Source organism: Prevotella marseillensis (assembly GCF_900625065.1).
GTDB classification, from domain to species: domain Bacteria; phylum Bacteroidota; class Bacteroidia; order Bacteroidales; family Bacteroidaceae; genus Prevotella; species Prevotella rara.
Map to the genome: position 1 here is coordinate 2,595,885 of NZ_UYXY01000001.1, position 17,416 is coordinate 2,613,300.

General features: G+C 47.5%; 12 protein-coding genes. 4 read left to right on the top strand and 8 right to left on the bottom strand.

Annotated features, from left to right (window positions below; translation table 11 throughout):
* Window positions 1-125: 125 nt before the first annotated feature.
* A complete protein-coding gene (purL, locus tag EJL04_RS10525; protein WP_125104898.1) occupies window positions 126-3,827 on the bottom strand; it encodes a phosphoribosylformylglycinamidine synthase in 3,702 nt (1,233 codons plus the stop codon).
* A 526-nt stretch (window positions 3,828-4,353) separates the two neighbouring features.
* Between purL and EJL04_RS10530 the strand changes: the two genes are divergently transcribed.
* Window positions 4,354-4,986, top strand: a complete 633-nt coding sequence (locus tag EJL04_RS10530; protein WP_125104899.1) for a hypothetical protein — start codon at window positions 4,354-4,356, stop codon at window positions 4,984-4,986.
* Between the two features lie 196 nt (window positions 4,987-5,182).
* On the opposite strand, the gene EJL04_RS10535 is transcribed toward EJL04_RS10530, so the two are convergent.
* From EJL04_RS10535 to EJL04_RS10545, 3 genes are all read right to left on the bottom strand, one after another.
* Window positions 5,183-5,947: an energy transducer TonB gene (locus EJL04_RS10535; RefSeq protein WP_125104900.1), complete on the bottom strand. Its 765-nt coding sequence runs from the start codon at window positions 5,945-5,947 to the stop codon at window positions 5,183-5,185.
* Complete coding sequence (locus tag EJL04_RS10540) at window positions 5,944-6,564, bottom strand: radical SAM protein (RefSeq protein WP_125104901.1); 621 nt, start codon at window positions 6,562-6,564, stop codon at window positions 5,944-5,946. The genes EJL04_RS10535 and EJL04_RS10540 overlap by 4 nt, the downstream gene beginning before the upstream one ends.
* A 1,153-nt stretch (window positions 6,565-7,717) precedes the next feature.
* The gene (locus EJL04_RS10545) at window positions 7,718-8,983 is read right to left on the bottom strand and encodes an IS4 family transposase (protein WP_125104902.1); all 1,266 of its coding nucleotides are present in this window, start codon (window positions 8,981-8,983) and stop codon (window positions 7,718-7,720) included.
* Between the two features lie 457 nt (window positions 8,984-9,440).
* On the opposite strand from EJL04_RS10545, the gene EJL04_RS10550 reads away from it, so the two are divergent.
* The 3 genes from EJL04_RS10550 (at window position 9,441) to EJL04_RS10560 (ending at window position 11,191) form a co-directional block, all read left to right on the top strand.
* The gene (locus EJL04_RS10550) at window positions 9,441-9,689 is read left to right on the top strand and encodes a hypothetical protein (RefSeq protein ID WP_338142721.1); all 249 of its coding nucleotides are present in this window, start codon (window positions 9,441-9,443) and stop codon (window positions 9,687-9,689) included.
* Window positions 9,690-9,905: 216 nt separating this feature from the next.
* Window positions 9,906-10,487, top strand: coding sequence for a hypothetical protein (locus tag EJL04_RS10555; protein ID WP_125104903.1), 582 nt, complete (start codon window positions 9,906-9,908; stop codon window positions 10,485-10,487).
* A gap of 86 nt (window positions 10,488-10,573) precedes the next feature.
* Entirely contained in the window at window positions 10,574-11,191 is a 618-nt protein-coding gene (locus tag EJL04_RS10560) for a porin family protein (RefSeq protein WP_164511751.1), read from the top strand.
* A 110-nt stretch (window positions 11,192-11,301) separates the two neighbouring features.
* Here EJL04_RS10560 and EJL04_RS10565 read toward each other — a convergent pair whose 3' ends face one another.
* The 4 genes from EJL04_RS10565 to pulA form a co-directional block, all read right to left on the bottom strand.
* On the bottom strand, window positions 11,302-11,898 hold the full coding sequence (locus EJL04_RS10565) for a hypothetical protein (protein WP_125104904.1): 597 nt from the start codon (window positions 11,896-11,898) through the stop codon (window positions 11,302-11,304).
* 61 nt (window positions 11,899-11,959) lie between these two features.
* Window positions 11,960-12,790: a hypothetical protein gene (locus EJL04_RS10570; RefSeq protein WP_125104905.1), complete on the bottom strand. Its 831-nt coding sequence runs from the start codon at window positions 12,788-12,790 to the stop codon at window positions 11,960-11,962.
* 693 nt (window positions 12,791-13,483) lie between these two features.
* Window positions 13,484-15,406, bottom strand: a complete 1,923-nt coding sequence (locus EJL04_RS10575; protein WP_125104906.1) for an alpha-amylase family glycosyl hydrolase — start codon at window positions 15,404-15,406, stop codon at window positions 13,484-13,486.
* Between the two features lie 70 nt (window positions 15,407-15,476).
* Window positions 15,477-17,390 (bottom strand): type I pullulanase, encoded by a 1,914-nt coding sequence (pulA, locus tag EJL04_RS10580; RefSeq protein WP_125104907.1) that lies wholly within the window; start codon window positions 17,388-17,390, stop codon window positions 15,477-15,479.
* Window positions 17,391-17,416: the final 26 nt, after the last annotated feature.

Below are 17,416 nucleotides of genomic sequence, written 5' to 3' on the forward strand. Positions count from 1 at the left end.
AAAAAGACACGCGCTCCGCCTTGTCCGGCCTTTGCCGCACCGCCTTGCAGTAAAGGCGCCACGGGCTGTGCTGACGGCCGTCATGACAGGGCTCTTGTCTTTTTACTTTTCAGCTTGCCTGTTTATTATTTGTTCTCTTCAATCCACTTGCGCGCATTGACAAAGGCCTCAATCCACGGCGTAACGTCGTCGTTGCGGCGGTCGGCCGGATACCATGCGTTCTGCCACGGGAAGATGGCGCGCTCAAGGTGAGGCATCATTGCCAGATGGCGTCCGTCGGCTGAACAGATACCGGCAACGGCATAGTCAGAGCCGTTGGGGTTGCCCGGATATTCGGCATAGTTGTATTTTGCAACAACGTTATATTTGTCTTCGCCTTCGGGCAGATAGAACTTGCCTTCTCCGTGAGCCACCCAGATGCCCAGCTTGTTGCCGCTCAGCGAGCCGAACATTACGCTGTTGTTCTGCTGTATGTCAAGGCTGAGGAAGCTGCTCTCAAACTTGTGTGAGTTGTTGTGCAGCATCTTGGCCTTCTTCTCGTGCTCAGGATTGATGAGGTTGAGCTCAACCATCAGCTGGCAGCCGTTGCAGATGCCGAGCGACAGGGTGTCCTTGCGGGCATAGAACTTGTCGAGAGCCTCCTTAGCCTTCGGGTTGAAGAGGAATGCTCCTGCCCATCCCTTGGCAGAGCCCAACACGTCAGAGTTAGAGAAACCGCCGCAGAACACAATCATGTTGATGTCCTCGAGAGTCTCGCGGCCGCTGATAAGGTCGGTCATCATCACGTCCTTAACGTCGAAGCCTGCAAGATAGAGCGAGTAAGCCATCTCGCGCTCGCCGTTGGTTCCCTTCTCACGTATGATGGCAGCCTTGATGCCTGTGCGCTCGCGGCGGTCGGCTGAAATGCCATACTGCTCGAGCTTGCCTGTGAACGAGTCGTTGAACTTCATCTCCAGCGGCTGTTTCTTATAGTTGTCATGGCGTGCGTCGGCACATCCGTTCATGCTCTGGTCGCGGTCGAGCAGATATGAAGTCTTGTACCATACGTCACGCAGAGCGTCGATGTCAAATTCGTGGTTGAACGCACCCTTGGTAACCTTCAGCGTGCGTGTGCCTACAGCCGGCTTACCTATCATGGCGTAGCTTATGCTGTTGTTGTCCATTATGGTCTTGAACTCTTCAGCATCCTTGTCGGCGATCTGAACTATAACGCCGGGGTTCTCAGCCATAAGAATCTTAACCATGTCGTCGCCGCCAATCTCCTTCAGGTCGATGTCCATGCCGCCCTTTGTGTTGGCGAAGCACATCTCGAGAAGAGTGGTTATCATACCGCCGGCGCTGATGTCGTGACCTGCCATTACGAGGTCTTTCTTGATAAGCTCCTGAACGGTGTTGAACGCGTCGCGGAAGTATTCGGGATTCTTCACTGTAGGAACGTCGTCGCCTACCTTGCCGAGGCTCTGTGCAAAGGCACTTCCGCCCAGGCACTGCTCATCGAACGAGAAGTCGATGTGATAGATGCTTGAGTTTGCATCGTTGACAACAACGGGAGAAACCACCTTGCGGATGTCTGAAACCTCACCGCCGCTGCTGACGATAACTGTTCCCGGGCTGATAATCTTTGTTCCGTCGGGATACTGCTGACTCATTGAGAGAGAGTCTTTACCCGTAGGAACGTTCACCTTGATGTCGCAGCAGAAGTCTGACAGAGCCTTGACTGCGCTGTAAAGACGTGCATCCTCGCCTTCCTGTGAGCGGCAGGGCCACATCCAGTTGGCAGAGAGGCTTACGCTGTCGAGACCGTCCTCGAGCGGAGCCCATACTATGTTGGTGAGCGACTCGGCCACTGACAGCACGCTTCCTGCCTCGGGCGAAGCCAGACCTGCCTGAGGAGCGTGTCCGAGGGCTGTGGCTATACCCTTGCGTCCGCGATAGTCGAGAGCTACGACGCCGCAGTCAGACAGAGGCAACTGTATTTCGCCCTGACACTGCTGGCGCGCAATCTTACCTGTAACGCTGCGGTCAACCTTATTTGTGAGCCAGTCTTTGCAGGCAACGGCCTCAAGCTGCAGCACGCGGCTGAGATACTCGTCGAGCTTGTCCTGGCTGTAAGTTACGTCTTCATAGTGGCGCTCTACGGTCTTGTCCACCATATATGTCTTTGGTGAATGGCCGAACATCTGAGCAACGTCGAGGTCGAAAGGCTTAACGCCGTCGCCCTGAACGAACGAGAAGTGAGCGTCGCCTGTGGTCTCGCCTACCACATACAGCGGAGCACGCTCGCGCTCAGCAATCTTGCGCACATGTTCAATATGTTTTTCGTCAATGAGCAGACCCATGCGCTCCTGACTTTCGTTTGCTATAATCTCCTTGCTCGACAGTGTCTTGTCGCCTATAGGCAGCTTGGTCATGTCTATCTGACCGCCGCACTCCTCAACGAGCTCTGACAGACAGTTGACGTGTCCTGCCGAACCGTGGTCGTGGATGCTGACAACCGGGTTTACATCTTCCTCGCACAAGGCACGTACAAGGTTGTAAGCACGCTTCTGCATCTCGGGGTTGGCACGCTGAACGGCGTTGAGCTCAATGCCGTTGCTGTAGCGGCCTGTGTCTACAGAAGAAACGCTTCCGCCGCCGAGACCGATGCGATAGTTGTCGCCACCTACAACGACAACCTTGTTGCCCTTCTGCGGCTCCTTCTTCAGGCAGTCGCGCTTTGTGCCGTAGCCTACGCCGCCGGCAAGCATGATAACCTTGTCGTAAGCATATTTCTCGTCGCCTTCCTTATGCTCGAACGTAAGCACAGAACCTGTGATCAGCGGCTGCCCGAACTTGTTTCCGAAGTCTGACGCACCGTTAGAAGCCTTGATAAGAATCTGCTCAGGTGTCTGATACAGCCATTTGCGCACGGGCAGGATGTCCTCCCAGTCGCGTCCGCCGTTGATGCGCGGATAAGAAGTCATGTAAACGGCTGTTCCGGCGATAGGCCATGAACCTACGCCACCGCCCATACGGTCGCGGATCTCACCGCCTGTACCTGTAGCGGCACCGTTAAACGGCTCTACTGTTGTAGGGAAGTTGTGTGTCTCGGCCTTCAGAGAGATAACGCTCTCGATGTCCTTAACACGGAAATAGTCAGATGTTGACTGGTCTTCCGGGGCAAACTGCTCGATGACAGGGCCCTGAGAGAAAGCCACGTTATCCTTGTATGCACTCAGAATCTTGTGAGGATTCTCCTTTGTCGTCTTCTTGATCATGTTGAAGAGCGACGACTCCATCTCCTTGCCGTCGATGATGAACACACCGCCGAAAATCTTATGGCGACAGTGCTCAGAGTTGATCTGTGCGAAACCGAAAATCTCTGAGTCGGTCAGCGGGCGGCCGAGCTCTTTCTCAATCTTGTGCAGATACTCAATTTCTTCAGGCGACAGCGCCAGACCTTCCTGCTCGTTGTATTCCTCAAGGTTGTCAACGTGCTTGATAGGCTCCGGCTTGTGGTCAACAGTGAAGATGCTCTGGTCGAGTCCGTCGTACATGCGCTGCAGCATTGGGTCGTGGTCGGCATCCTTGCTGCTTACGGGGAAGTATTCCTCTATACGCGAAATGCCGTTCAGATTCATGTTTTGTGTAATCTCAACGGCATTTGTGCTCCAGGGGGTAATCATCTCGCGGCGCGGGCCTACGAAATATCCGCTGAGGCAGTTGTCTTCTACGAGTGTGGCATCGCCATAAAGCCAACACAGTTCCTTTATTTCCTCGTTATTGAGCTGATGGTCAGCTTCGGTAGCAATAACGCTTTGTGATGGAGTTCTGAAAAAAAGAATCATATTTACGGTATATAATTGTTTGTTCTTGAAAGATATTCAGCTGCTCTCCTTGGCCGTCCGGCATAAAATATTTCGAGATGCAGCTTTTCTTGTGCAAAGACAATGCAAATCGAGAGCAGAATCGTCAAGCTTGCTTGAGCGGTATGCCGAGATGCAGCTTTTCTTGTGCAAAGATAATGCAAATCGGGGGCAAGACAAAATAAATTCATTGATTTTTAATGGTTTTGGCTGTTTAATCATAACGCCGGCATGCCTTTCATACTATTGTTGCCGGCAACTGCTTTGCACGCATCGGCTGGGCGCCGGCTCAATGTAAGCTTCTTTCAGACGCAAAGCAACGCCCGGCAATAAGTTATAAAGTGTTAACAATTTATTGAAATTGCAATGCGAACGGTTTAAATTCATATATTTGCAGACAAATATGAACGACCGTTCGGTTTTGTTTGCCGCATATGGTTAACACGATAAAAACACTTTAGAGAAAGACAAAGAATATTTATTGTTTAATTAAAAAAATTGAGTTATTATGAAAAACTTACAGAGAGTGCTTATGCTGGCCCTCGCAGCCATAATGATTACGGCGTGCAGCAAGTCGGGGCTGAAAGATCTGACAGGGGTGAAAATGGACACGGAGAGTGCTGTTGAGAAAGCCAAGTCGATAGCAGCCGACAACATCAAGCCCGACCAGTGGAAGATAATCAGCGTGTCGTGGACAGAAGGCATGGGACGCGACGAACTTTCTAACAACGTTTCTATTTTTACCTATGAGATGGTTGACAAAGACGGACGCGTGTGGAACCAGTCGTTCATGTCTGACCTGGGCTGGAAGGCAACAGAGCTTACTGACGCAGGATGGGAGAAATGGCACAAAAATCTCAACGCCAAAGACGTGCCTGCCATAGACATGGCCAACCTTAACCCTGCCGAAGTGATGAAGGACATTGAGGCTGCAAAGGCACTGATACCGGCCGAATTTGAGTTTAAGTCGATGGACAGCTACACGATGAACACATACGACGACCCGAAAGTTTCAATAAAACTCAACGTCGTAGAGAAAGGTAAGGAGACCGTAAGCAATGCGGGACAGACCTCAACGGTGTTCTATGAACTCGACTTCAGAAAGAACGCCAAAGGAAAGATGGAGCTTGTAAAACCATAACAACACATACAGCCTTGCGGAAACTTGACAAAGAAGATGCCGCAAGGCTGTATTTTTCCCGGCAGATCGCAATATAGAAAAAATTATACCTCACAAAAACAAAGCCCATAAATTGTTCCGGCACAATAAAGACATCTGCTGCAGGCACAGCTTCTGATTACTGATTTGCCTTTTATTAATCTATCTGCAAACCAATTTATTGCTGCATCTTGTCCGGTTGCACATCGTCCGGATAAACACGAAATATTATCGGTATGGTGTATCTTGCATCTATGCATTTGCCGTTACGCTTACCGGGATTCCAGCGCGGCATGCCTTTCACCACGTCAACGGCTACGCTGTCGAAAGCATCGTTAAGTTTCTTAACTACCTTAACATCGGCTATGGTGCCGTCTTTCATAACTGTAAACGAAACTACGCAACGGCCTGCCGACCGGGAGTCGACCGTCAGGTTGCGCTCAGCCATAATAGAGTCTACCGACGACTTGACATAATCTGCCATGACCTTTACGCCTCCCACAAACTGGGGCATAACTTCGTTTATCGCGCCAAACAATTGCCGGTCGTCTATATCGGCAGACAAGCGCGGCTCTGTCTTGCCGCTGTTGTGCACAACCTTGATTGTGTCAACATTTTCCGCAGCCGGATTACGGCTTGACACTTCCGCCGGCTGACAACCTGAGTGGCATGAGCCGCAGCCTTGCCCCGCTCCGCCGCTGCTCTGTGCCGACGCCGTAAGCAGTCCGGCTGAAAGTCCTGCGAGCACCACTGCCCTGCCTGCGGCACGGCGCATGTCGAGCTGACGCCAGAGAGCAGCCGCCTCGGCCTCGCATCGCGGACAAGTGCCGCTGCAGTCGCCTTCATAACGGCATTCAGCTGCAACATATTCTATACCGTTCGCCTCGGCTATACGGCGGCGTATGTCTTTCAGTATTCCGCAAATTTCCTTTCCCCGTGTCATGGTATTTCATAATTAAATTTGTCAAAATGTTCAAAGCCCATATCCCTTAACCTGGCTTCTGAACTGGTGCGGTCGGCATCGGTGTTATATCCGGGTATGAGCGGAAGCCGTATCACGCACCGCCCTGCCCTGCCGCCACCGGCTATAAGCGAGAGATTATCAATAACCTGCGCATTGTCGTGCCCCGTGTAGCGGCGGTAGATGTCGGCATCAAGGTCTTTCACGTCGATAAACCATGTGTCTACAACATCGGCTATGACCTCAACATTGGCGGCTGCCACATTGAGCGAAGTCTCAACATTGATTTTCCACTGCGGTCCGCAAAGTTCTCTGAACCTTACGATAAAATCAGGATACAGCAGCGGTTCGCCGCCGCCGAAAGTTATTCCGCCGCCTGTGGCGAGGAAATAAAGCTCGTCTGCCCTGACTTCTTCATACAGCGTTTCGGGCGTATGCCACAGGCACTGCATATCTTCTACGCGGCACTGCGGATTGAGACAATAGCGACAACCGAGCCGGCAGCCATGAAAGGCGGCAAGCGTGGTAACGCCGTTGCCGTCGGTCGCCATTCTGTGGCGCGACACACCGATAAACGGAACAAACTGCTCTTCGCTCATAACTTCACTTCTTTGTCTTAGGCAAGCGCCTGCACACACTTCTTGCCATAAATTCATCCTGCCGTATATGTGCCCTAACGTATGACATACACCAAGGATGACCATTATGCAAATATAATGATTTTGAAACAAACACGACCACAAATCTGTCATAAATAATATTTACACCTACGCATCAGCATACGGCTGCAAGCAACAAGAAGCTGCAGCCAAAGCAAAGGAGCTAAAGGCACGGCAAAAGGAAAACTATTTACATTATCCGTGTACAGAGTTTTCTGTGAAATAGAAAACTGCAGTATAATTTATGTTAAGAAAGAATGAATAGTCCGCAGAATAATTAACTTTGGTTTACATTTACCACATCTCAATCATCTAAAATCATCGTTTTCGTGGCACAAAACAGCACTTTTCCGCCTTAAAACCCACCACTTTCAAGAGACAAACCTATGGTTAACCGACCGTAAGTGGCCAAGTTATGTTTTTTAACATTTGCGTCTCCATTCACAAAAGCACGTATTTCACAATATATCAGCAACTTAACAAAAACATTCATTTTTGAGCATTTTTCGCATGAAAAGCCGGAAATGAGATGAGAACGGCAAGTCTGAGAGCGTCAAAACAAAAAAGTTTTCTGTCGCAACCGTGCCGTCATGATAAAATTTCCGAACATTAATCAGTCGGATTAATGGGATGCATCAGCAAGCAAGACACAATAGCTTTGTTGCTACATACCGAATTGCAGAGAAACAGCAAGACTAATGTACTGTCGGATATGCCATCCGACAGCATCGAATATCAGGATCTGCGATCCGAAAAACATACCTATTAATCAAAAAATAGGAAGTAAGCGGATTGAAAAATCCTTATATTCAATTCCGGCAGATTGCAAATCAGCCGGCACAATAGCTTTGTTGCTACATACCCGTCGGCACGGGCATGCACGTGTTGTTGAGCGCAGCGAAAAATTCGACAGCATTGAGAAACAGCAAGACTAATGTTTTGCCGGATATGCTATCCGGCTATATCGAATATCAGGATCTGCGATCCGAAAAACATACCTATAAATTAGCAATAGGAAGCAAGCGGATTGAAAAATCACTAGTGTTCGAAAGATTATTTTATTCAGGTTATGTTGCAATGGCTAAAATCCGTTTTACGGAATTCTTGCCTTCAGCCGGATGTCACTATTCTGTTTGTCCGCATGACCGCCATTTAGCACAACCATGAGTTGACAGACCCAATCCTGCATCTCCATAAAGAACATGAATTTGCCTATAGAGAATCCCAGGCCGTTCTCACGCTTGTAAATCATCACGAGCATGGCAGTGATGAGCGTCATGTACAGTATAACCTTAATTCCGTTCTCACTTGTTGACACGAAATGTGAGAAGGACAGGTTCTGCTTCAGGAACTTGAAGAACACTTCTATATCCCAACGTCTCCTGTATGCCTCGGCTACCTGCTTCGGCGTAAGGCCGAAATCGTTGGTTATCAGGAACACCTCGTTCTCAACCCTCCTTACCTTGCCTTTGTTTGCAGGGCGTGTGGTGTCACGCGGATGCTTGAAGCGTGCCTTTATAACGCGGTATGGCGTTTCGGAGTATTTCTTCTCCTCATTGTCGTACAGATGTACAATATTGTCCTCATACAGCTCAAGATTGCCAAGGTCGGTGTCTGTGTCTTCTTTCATGAGGCTTTCCACTACCTCCATGTTGCGGCTGGTCTTTATCCTTCCGACAAATTTTCCATTATACTCGTTTATGGCGTTAAAGTTGTCCAGGGAACTGAGACCGCGGTCTATAACATATAAGTTCGCATGTCTGCTGTCTTTTTTGACAAGCTTGAGTACTACCTTTGGGATGGCCATGTCCTCGCTAAGATATACAGCCTCGTTGAACACCTCGGCCAGTCTGACGGCGAAACCGTCGTATGCCATGGTATACTTTATCTGCTTGCGCGGCTGCCTTCCGTCTCCGGGCTTCTTGCCGACGGTGAAACCGGCCTTGAGCCTGTTGCAGCATTCGGCCACCATGGAACTGTCAACACGTATCAGATACAGATGCATAATTTCCTCTTCAGTGTACAGTTGGGAGAAACGTCTGTATATAATCTCATAGGCTTTCTCAAAGAAGCTCAGGTCTATCTTTGACAGGCGGGTGGGAATGGAACTGTGCGTAACATGGGCGTCTGCACTTATGTTGAACAGCGTCTTGAACATGGAATTGTTGAATACAACCTCAAGTTTGCGCTGACTTATCTGATCTGCCGCCAGGAGGGCAAATACAAGGAGATAGAACATCCGCTCGCCGCTCAATACCTTGGCGCAATAGTCCACCTTTGTAGAACTGGACAGTTTGGCCAGTTCTTCATCGGGTATCATGCGCAGGATGTCTTTTGCATGAACTTTTACATCTTTCATTTCAATATTTTTTGCTCTATTATTATGATGTAAAGATACAAAAAAATATTGACATATGCAAATAAATAGCTGATTTTCAGATAGTTAAAATCTTTCGAACACTAATGATTGAAAAATCCTTATACTTAATTCCGGCAGATTGCAAATCAACCGGCACAATAGTTTTGTTGGTATATGCCTATTGTAGGGAGATTAATTTTATTGATTGTCGGCTGCGCTCGGCATAACCAAATATAATATGCTTCTGCTCTCACTTGCACGACAATTGCAAATCAGCCGGTACATTAGCTTTGTTGCTACATACCAGGCGGCACGAAAATTTGATGCATACATCATTCCACGGCAGTATCTCTTACGAAAATTTACTGACAAAAGAATAAAAAAGACAAGCCTGTGTCATGATTTGTCACAGGCTAAATTGTAACTTTGCAGCGTAACCTAAAAAAACAATAAATATATGGCAGCAAATATATTTGGACGGTATGTATGGCTGATAGACATCCTGCGCAGGTATAAGCGCCTGACATTTAAAGAAATATGTTCGTTGTGGCAGGAAAGCGGACTAAGCTATGGCGAGAAACTGCCACTGAGGACATTCCATCGCCACCAGGATGCAATAAAGGACATCTTTGACGTGTATATAGAATGCGACAAGAAAAATCCTTATACTATATTCCGGCAGATTACAAATCAGCCGGCACAATAAAACAATCGTTTATATTACCTATATTGTTTGCAACTATTTGATCTACAGGTGTAAATACACAAAATATTTGCGAGATTACCATTTTATATTTATATATGTTTTCTAATCCCGAACTCACTTGCGGAATTAATAAAACTAAAATACAATAAAAATAATATTAGAACGTTATATTAACATAAACCAAATAAATTTTACGATTATGAAAAAAATATTTTTTTGTTTTTGATTGCTACGATTTTTATTGGATGTAGTGATGTTAATGAAGATTTAAAGACTTCTTTGCTTGATAAAAGTCCCATCTTAACTGAACAGGATGCTAAAGCTGCCGACACAACAAATTACAATTTTTATTTAAGAAGTCCACAAAACTCAAAAACGCGTACAGTTTATACGAGTGAAGTTGACACGACCGTTTATGGATATACATCACAATCCTCTACAGGAAATGGAACATATGCCTTAAGCCGAAATTTAAAAGATCTTTTGGGTATACCAAGAAATAGTTTCTATATATGCAATTTTTATACATTAAAGTATTCTTTAACAATAGATGGCTTGGCAAATAGAACAACAAAGTTTTCAATAATTGATTCGCCAAAATGTGGGTTGTATCCCGATTATACAGATGAAGAATATGATTTGTGTGGTTATTCTTATACCCAAAGGGGCGATAATATAACACTATCAACAAAAGTTATTCATATTATCTCAGATCAAAGTGGCATTAGCTATGACATTTGGCATCCACGGAGGCCTGAAGAATTAGAATGGGTATTTAATCTTGAACGTGAAAATTAAATATTGCTATGCATAAATTAAGCGTCATATTATTTTTTTTAATTATTCCCATTTCCATTTTTTCTGGAAATGGGAATAAAATCTATTTGAAACCTATTATTGGTTTGAATCTGTATAAAACTACTGACAATTTTGTAAAACACCAAACTTCAACAGAATATAAAAACTCTCCTATTTATAAGTTCGGTTTTATCGTTGGTACAGAAATAATGTGTAGAATGAATAATTCATGGACAATTTCCTCAGGTTTAGAATACAATCAACAAGGATCTAAATACTCAGAATTTTCAACAGGAAATGATGAAGAAAAATGGTTACATACGGATGAGAATTTGGATTTACAGTATCTTAGCATACCGTTTATTCTTGCTTATAACATAGGAAGAACCCATTTTTATATAAAAGCAGGACTTAGACTTGATTTTTTGTTGTCTGCAAAATACAAATATTCAATAAACCATTATATGTTGAAAGAAGGTGTATGGATGATAATACCTGAGGATGTTGATAAAGAGAAAATTGATATTATGAATCTTTGTAATAAAGTTGGTATTAATATTCCTATTGGTGTTTCGTATGAATATAAAAAATTCACAATAGACCTGATGTATGGACTTGGACTTACTAAAATTAACAACACTACAGATAATAATATTTACAACAGGAATATTGTCTTAAAAGTTGGATATAAAATTAATTTGTAACAAAGAGGGATAGTCATGTCGAGCATACCCAAAAATAACGTTGGTCAAGGCATTCATTAACCAACGCTATTAACACAGACAGCTTTTCTAAGCAAAATCAGGAGATATTATCATTCCCATACAATCGGCACGTTCTTCAGCTGAATATACTCGTTGATGGACGACGAGTTGCGGCCTCCGCCGAGATTCCACGGGCCTTTGACAAGTACAAACGACGTAACCGTGGAAGGCACCTCACAGATAGTGGCAAACTTCAGTTTTACAGCCACATCGGGATTAAGGTTCTTCTTGTCGTCATAGTCGCAGCCAGCACCATACTCGTTGCCGTCGGCATCATAAGCCTTTGTAAGACCGGCTCCGCCTACAAGCGCATTCTGTATACTCAGGCTTACGGCCTTTACCTTAACATAAATGTCAACACGGTTGGAGCCCTTGCTGCCCTTGGCCTCAACAAACTCCAGCGTGAAATACTTTGAGCCGGGATTGCCCACCAACACACCCGAGGCTGACGGAAGATAGCTTACAGAAGGAGCATTCTGAGCTGTCGTGGTAGTGGAGGCTGTGCCGGTAGTAGTGGTTCCGGTAACTTCCTGCACGACGCCCTTGGCGGCTTCTTTCAGTTTCTTGAAAAACTGCGCATCGGCCTGCTGAGGTATTGCAAAGAGAGCTATTGCAGCAATGCAAACTGTTCTGATAATCTTTTTCATAACCAAAAAATTTTTAATATTAAACAATCATTTCTATAAAATGCACTTATGCTCGTAACTTCTAACTTTCGCCGTTCCTGCGTTCGGCAATCTTCCGGTTGGCACTGTCGCGTGCCGCCGGATTATGGTGCAGATGTCCGTCGTCATCGCGAAACACCGGTCCGGGAGACTTATGGTTGGCAAACTCGTCAACCATCGAGCTGCCCTTGCCCATTCCGTTTGTAAGTATAAAGAATATCGCGCCACAGGCAGCCACGGTTATAAGCACCTGGAAGAACAGCGCAATAAGGGCTACAAGGAACACGAACACAGCAAGGCAGACGGCAACGACACAGACTGCCGAGAACACGGTGAAGACAACGCCGTGCTTTATACCGACAGACATTATGTTGCGCACAAGCGACCATGCAAGTCCGGCTATGACAAGAATCCAGAAGGCTGTGGTACCGATGCTGTTCTTCGTTTCATCGGAAGCGCCGAAGATGTCTGCTCCGACAGATAGCACAAACACTACGGGAAACGTAAGCACAAAACAGATGAAAAGCAGTTTCATCGAGAGCGACTTGCCCATCATTTCCTCAAGCACACCCTTAAACATGAATATCTGTCCTATCTGAAGCACCACAAACACGGCAAAGGGTATAATGCGGAACAGCTTTGACCAGAATCCGTACTCCTTTGACAGGCACCACCACATACAGTTGTTGCCCACTATGGCATAAATAAGAACCTCGAGGATAGTGGCGGCAAGCATGCAGCCGGCAGCCGTGAGTATAGGCAGGTTGCTTTTACTGCCGTTTCGCCCCTGAAACAACAGGGCTACGAAGCCGCCCAATACCAGCAGGAAGACAAGCCAGTAAGGCAGAGTTGACGTTAACAGAATTTCTTTCATGGCATATAGATTATATTTAACTTATTACAGCGTGCAGGCACATCTGATGTCGTTTGCAACATTTACATAGACGAATGTATATTGTTTTTAATATTTTTTGCAAATATAACTACAAACATATATTTACACAATAACGGAAATCCGTGATTTTATGCACATAAAACCGTTATTCCGTCAACATTTAGCTAAGAATCAATACAAAAACAATATCAGGATATCATAAGCATGGCATAGTATGGCTTAAACCCCAATCGGCAATTAGGCCGCATATTACTTTATCAATTTTGTATATTGATGCTTTAAGCCTGTCCTTTTGTTTCTATTGGCGTCTTTTTGTAAGTTTTTTCTTGACATAGCCCACTATGCCTGCGAAAAATATAACGAAAACCCGCTCAATATAAAACTAAAATACATACCGAATCCTTATGACTGATTTGGGTTAAAAAACAAAAAACCTGCGCCAATCGAACAGAAACGGCATGGCGCAGGTTAAACGACAAGCATCTTCATGCTTGCAGCCCCTATAAAACTAACATCGGTATCAGACCGCTGTTAAACTGTTGTGGGCTTATGAAAAAACTAAGACATTTTCGGTCTTTTTCTCCAAACAGCCGTTACGTTTCAACGGCCAGGAGAGTTATCGCCGCTCCGCCTACAGCAGATTTGCCCGCTGAAGGCGGCCGGCTATATTGTTTAGAACTCGAGCACGAGCACCTGGCGCGGAGTGAGCTTCAGGTCTTTATCAAGAGCCACATTGCTGCCGGTAAGCACATCGTGAGCCTGCTTTGTTTGTCCGATAACCTCGGCATAGCGCTTAACAGAGAGAGCGGCATCCTTGCGTGTGCCGTTGATAACGGTCATTACGGTCTTGCCGTTATACTGACGTGCAATGACATATACGCCCTTATAAGGTATAAACTGCTTCTGGCTGCCCTTGATTATCACGTCGTTGCCCTGACGCCAATGGAGCAGATTGCTCAGCCATGTGAACATTGCGTTCTCGGCCTTTGTGCGTCCTTCAGCAGCAAAGGCATTGCGCTCGTCGCCCTTGAAACCGCCGGGGAAGTCCTTGCGCACGTTGCCGTCGGTAACTTCCTTTGTGCCGTTCATCAGGATTTCAGTGCCATAATAGAGCTGCGGTATGCGGTTTACGGTGAGCAACAGTGCAAGAGCCTGCTTCAGTGCCGTTGTGTCCTTGCCGTTGCCGAGGAAGCGGTCGGTGTCGTGATTCTCAATGAAAGCCATGACGCTCGACGGGTTAGGATAAAGATAGTCGTAAACCAGACTGTTGTATATGCGGTTGTATCCGTTCCACCAGTCGTCGGTGTTCTCCTTCTTCGCCATGTTTATCTTGTCGTAGAAGCTGAAGTCCATCACCGTCTTCAGATAGCTGTTCTTCTTGGCTATCTTAGAGTCTTTCTGCCATGCGGCTGTATATGCCGGCTCAGTCACCCATGTCTCGCCTACAACGTTGAAGTTAGGATATTCCTCGTCGAGAGTCTTCATCCAGAGGGCCATGGCGTCGGCATCGGCATAAGGATAAGTGTCCATGCGTATGCCGTCGATACCAACGGTCTCTATCCACCACTCGCTGTTCTGGATAAGATATTTAATTACATGAGGATTCTTCTGGTTAAGGTCGGGCATAGACGGAACAAACCATCCGTCAACAGTCTCGTGCAGGTCGATGTCGCTCACGTATGGATCAACCACCGGAGTAAGCTTATAGCTTGTCTGCAGATAGAGGTCGTTAATCTTGCCGCTGCCGTCAACATAGCCTGTGGTTACGTCTCTTCCGGTCTTCTCTCCGGCTGAAAGCCATTCGGGAGTGTTGAGCCAGTCTTTAGAAGGCATGTCCTTTATCCATGGATGCTCATAGCCGCAATGGTTGAAAATCATGTCCATAACCACCTTCAGCCCCTTCTGATGAGCCTCGTCGATGAGCTTGCGATACTCCTCGTTGGTGCCGAAGCGGGGGTCAACTTTGTAATAGTCGGTTGTGGCATAGCCGTGATAAGAGCTGTTGACGCCGTTGTCGGGTGAGTCGTTCTCAAGCACGGGAGTAAACCACAAAGCCGTAACGCCCAGTTCCTTGAAGTAGTCGAGGTGCTGACGTATGCCCTCGAGGTCGCCGCCGTGGCGCAGGCTCGGCTGCGAGCGGTCTATCTTGTAGCTGTACTTTGTCTTCACGGCGTTGTTCTTCTGGCTGCCGTCAGCAAAGCGGTCGGGCATGAGCATGTAGAGCACGTCGGCATTGGTGAAGCCCATGCGCTTGTCGCCGCTCATCTCGCGTGCCTTAAGCAGATACTTAACTTTCTTTGTCGAGCCGTTGTTCTTGAAGTTGAGCGTCATTGTTCCGGGCTGCGCTCCGTCAAGATTAAGGTAGACCAAGAGATAATTAGGACTGTCGAGGCGCACCAGGCTGTCCACCTTTACACCGGGATAATCCGTTGTAACGTCTGCTGTCTTGATGCCTTCTCCGTAGACCATCAGCTGCAGTGACGTGTTCTTCATTCCCACAAACCAGTCTGTAGGTTCAATGCGGTCTATCTTTACCGCTGCTTTCATTGTCATAATGCTGAGCAATAAGCTTAAAGATAAAACTAATCTGTTCATGATTATTTGGTTATTTGTTTATGTTATTATTTTCAGTCGGGTGATGTCTTACATTCATCTACGCGGCATGTCAGTCGTGAATGATGAGTGCCGACTGCGCCGGAACGTTCACTTCGCTGCCGCTGACAATGCCGAGTCCGCTCTCGTTGATAACGCCGTCGCGGCAGACAACTGTGTAGCTGCCTTCAGGAACGGCTACGGTGCGTGCCTCCCTGGCAGAGTTGAGCACCACGATGATGTTCTTCCATGCGTCGCCTCCGGCATTGTCTTTCAGGCGGAAGGCCACGAGATTGTCCTGCACGGGCAGGAACTCAAGATGACGGCGCACCTTGTCGGCCGTGCCGAGGCGGAATGCCGGATGATTCTTGCGCAGCGAGATGAGCTTGCAGTAATAGTCCATCACCTGCGGATACTTCTCAAGGTTTGTCCAGTCGATGCGGTTGATGCTGTCGGGCGAGTTAAAGCTGTTGTGCACGCCCTTCTTGTCGCGCAGCATCTCCTCGCCGCTCAGGATGAACGGCATGCCCTGCGATGTCATAACGGCTGTCTGTGCAAGCAGGTCGAGACGTATAAGCTCGTCCATGCCTATGCCCGGAATGCTTGTGCGCAGACGGTCAACGAGGCACATGTCGTCGTGACAGCTCACGTAGCTGAGCATCTGCACAGGCTCTGCAGCCCATGCTTCCTTGCTGTAGTTTACCTTTGTCATGTCTACCTGCGGATGGCAGATTGCTCCGGCTATGCCGAACTTTATGCTCTCCTCATTGCCGGGAACGGCTGCCAGGAATGCACCCTTGTGGTCATCGTTGAACGGACCGCGCAGAGCGTCGCGCAGCTCGTCGCCAAAGGCAGATATGCCGGGCATGCTGCTCATGTTGGCCTTCATTGCCAGCTTATCCTGCGGATAGGCACACGGACCTGCCGACCAGCCTTCGCCGTATATAATTGTGGCAGGATATTCCTTATTGAGCGCAGCACGTATCTGGTTCATCGTCTCTATGTCATGAACGCCCATGAGGTCGAAGCGGAAACCGTCGATGTGATATTCCTTAACCCAATACAGCACCGACTCTATCATAAACTTGCGCATGGCAGGGCGTTCGCTTGCCGTCTCGTTGCCGCAGCCCGAGCCGTCAGACCAGCGTCCGTCGGCTGTCTTGCGGTAGAAGTAGCCGGGATAGGTGCGCTCAAAGTTGCTTCCCTCTATGTTGAATGTATGGTTGTAGACCACGTCGAGTATAACGCGTATGCCTGCCTTATGCAGAGCCTGCACCATCTGCTTAAACTCCTTAATGCGTGTTGCGGGCGTATAGGGGTCGGTCGAGTAAGAACCTTCGGGCACGTTGTAGTTCACAGGGTCGTAGCCCCAGTTATACTGAGGTTCATTGAGGCGTGTCTCGTCTACCGAAGCATAGTCGAACGACGGCAATATGTGTACGGCATTTACGCCCAGTTTCTTCAGATGCTCTATAGCCTTAGGCTCTGTCAGCGCCAAAAACTTACCTTTATTTACAAGGCCCGACGAAGGGTCGACAGAGAAGTCGCGGTGGTGCATCTCATATACAATGAGGTCTGCCGGACTTACAACCGTGGTTATGCGGTCGGTGTCCCATCCTTCGGGATCAGTGGCAGACATGTCTATGATGGCTGCTCTCTGTCCGTTTACTCCCACTGCCTTGGCAAACACTCCGGCGCACTCTCCTGCCCCGGTGTCAAAGGTGTAGAACTTGCCTTTCAGGTCGCCTTTAAGCTCGGCAGAATATGTCTCGGCTGCCGTGCGCTTCATCTTAACGGTCTTCACCGGCTTGCCGCCCTGTCCGTCGTCGTATATGCGCAGCGTAACCTGCTTTGCATTGTCGGGAGCAAAGAGCTGAAAACGGGTAAGCCCGGGAGTATAACAAGCCTCGCTGAAGGTCTGTGCACCGGCCTTTGGTGCCAGCAAGAAGGACAAGATGCCCATAACAAGAATCTTTTTAAATTTCATACTGTGGTATGCTTTATTGTTTTCTG

Coding starts and splice junctions, on each gene's coding strand:
- purL (WP_125104898.1), bottom strand. CDS start 3,827: ATGATTCTTTTTTTCAGAACTCCATCACAAAGCGTTATTGCTACCGAA.
- EJL04_RS10530 (WP_125104899.1), top strand. CDS start 4,354: ATGAAAAACTTACAGAGAGTGCTTATGCTGGCCCTCGCAGCCATAATG.
- EJL04_RS10535 (WP_125104900.1), bottom strand. CDS start 5,947: ATGACACGGGGAAAGGAAATTTGCGGAATACTGAAAGACATACGCCGC.
- EJL04_RS10540 (WP_125104901.1), bottom strand. CDS start 6,564: ATGAGCGAAGAGCAGTTTGTTCCGTTTATCGGTGTGTCGCGCCACAGA.
- EJL04_RS10545 (WP_125104902.1), bottom strand. CDS start 8,983: ATGAAAGATGTAAAAGTTCATGCAAAAGACATCCTGCGCATGATACCC.
- EJL04_RS10550 (WP_338142721.1), top strand. CDS start 9,441: ATGGCAGCAAATATATTTGGACGGTATGTATGGCTGATAGACATCCTG.
- EJL04_RS10565 (WP_125104904.1), bottom strand. CDS start 11,898: ATGAAAAAGATTATCAGAACAGTTTGCATTGCTGCAATAGCTCTCTTT.
- EJL04_RS10570 (WP_125104905.1), bottom strand. CDS start 12,790: ATGAAAGAAATTCTGTTAACGTCAACTCTGCCTTACTGGCTTGTCTTC.
- EJL04_RS10575 (WP_125104906.1), bottom strand. CDS start 15,406: ATGAACAGATTAGTTTTATCTTTAAGCTTATTGCTCAGCATTATGACA.
- pulA (WP_125104907.1), bottom strand. CDS start 17,390: ATGAAATTTAAAAAGATTCTTGTTATGGGCATCTTGTCCTTCTTGCTG.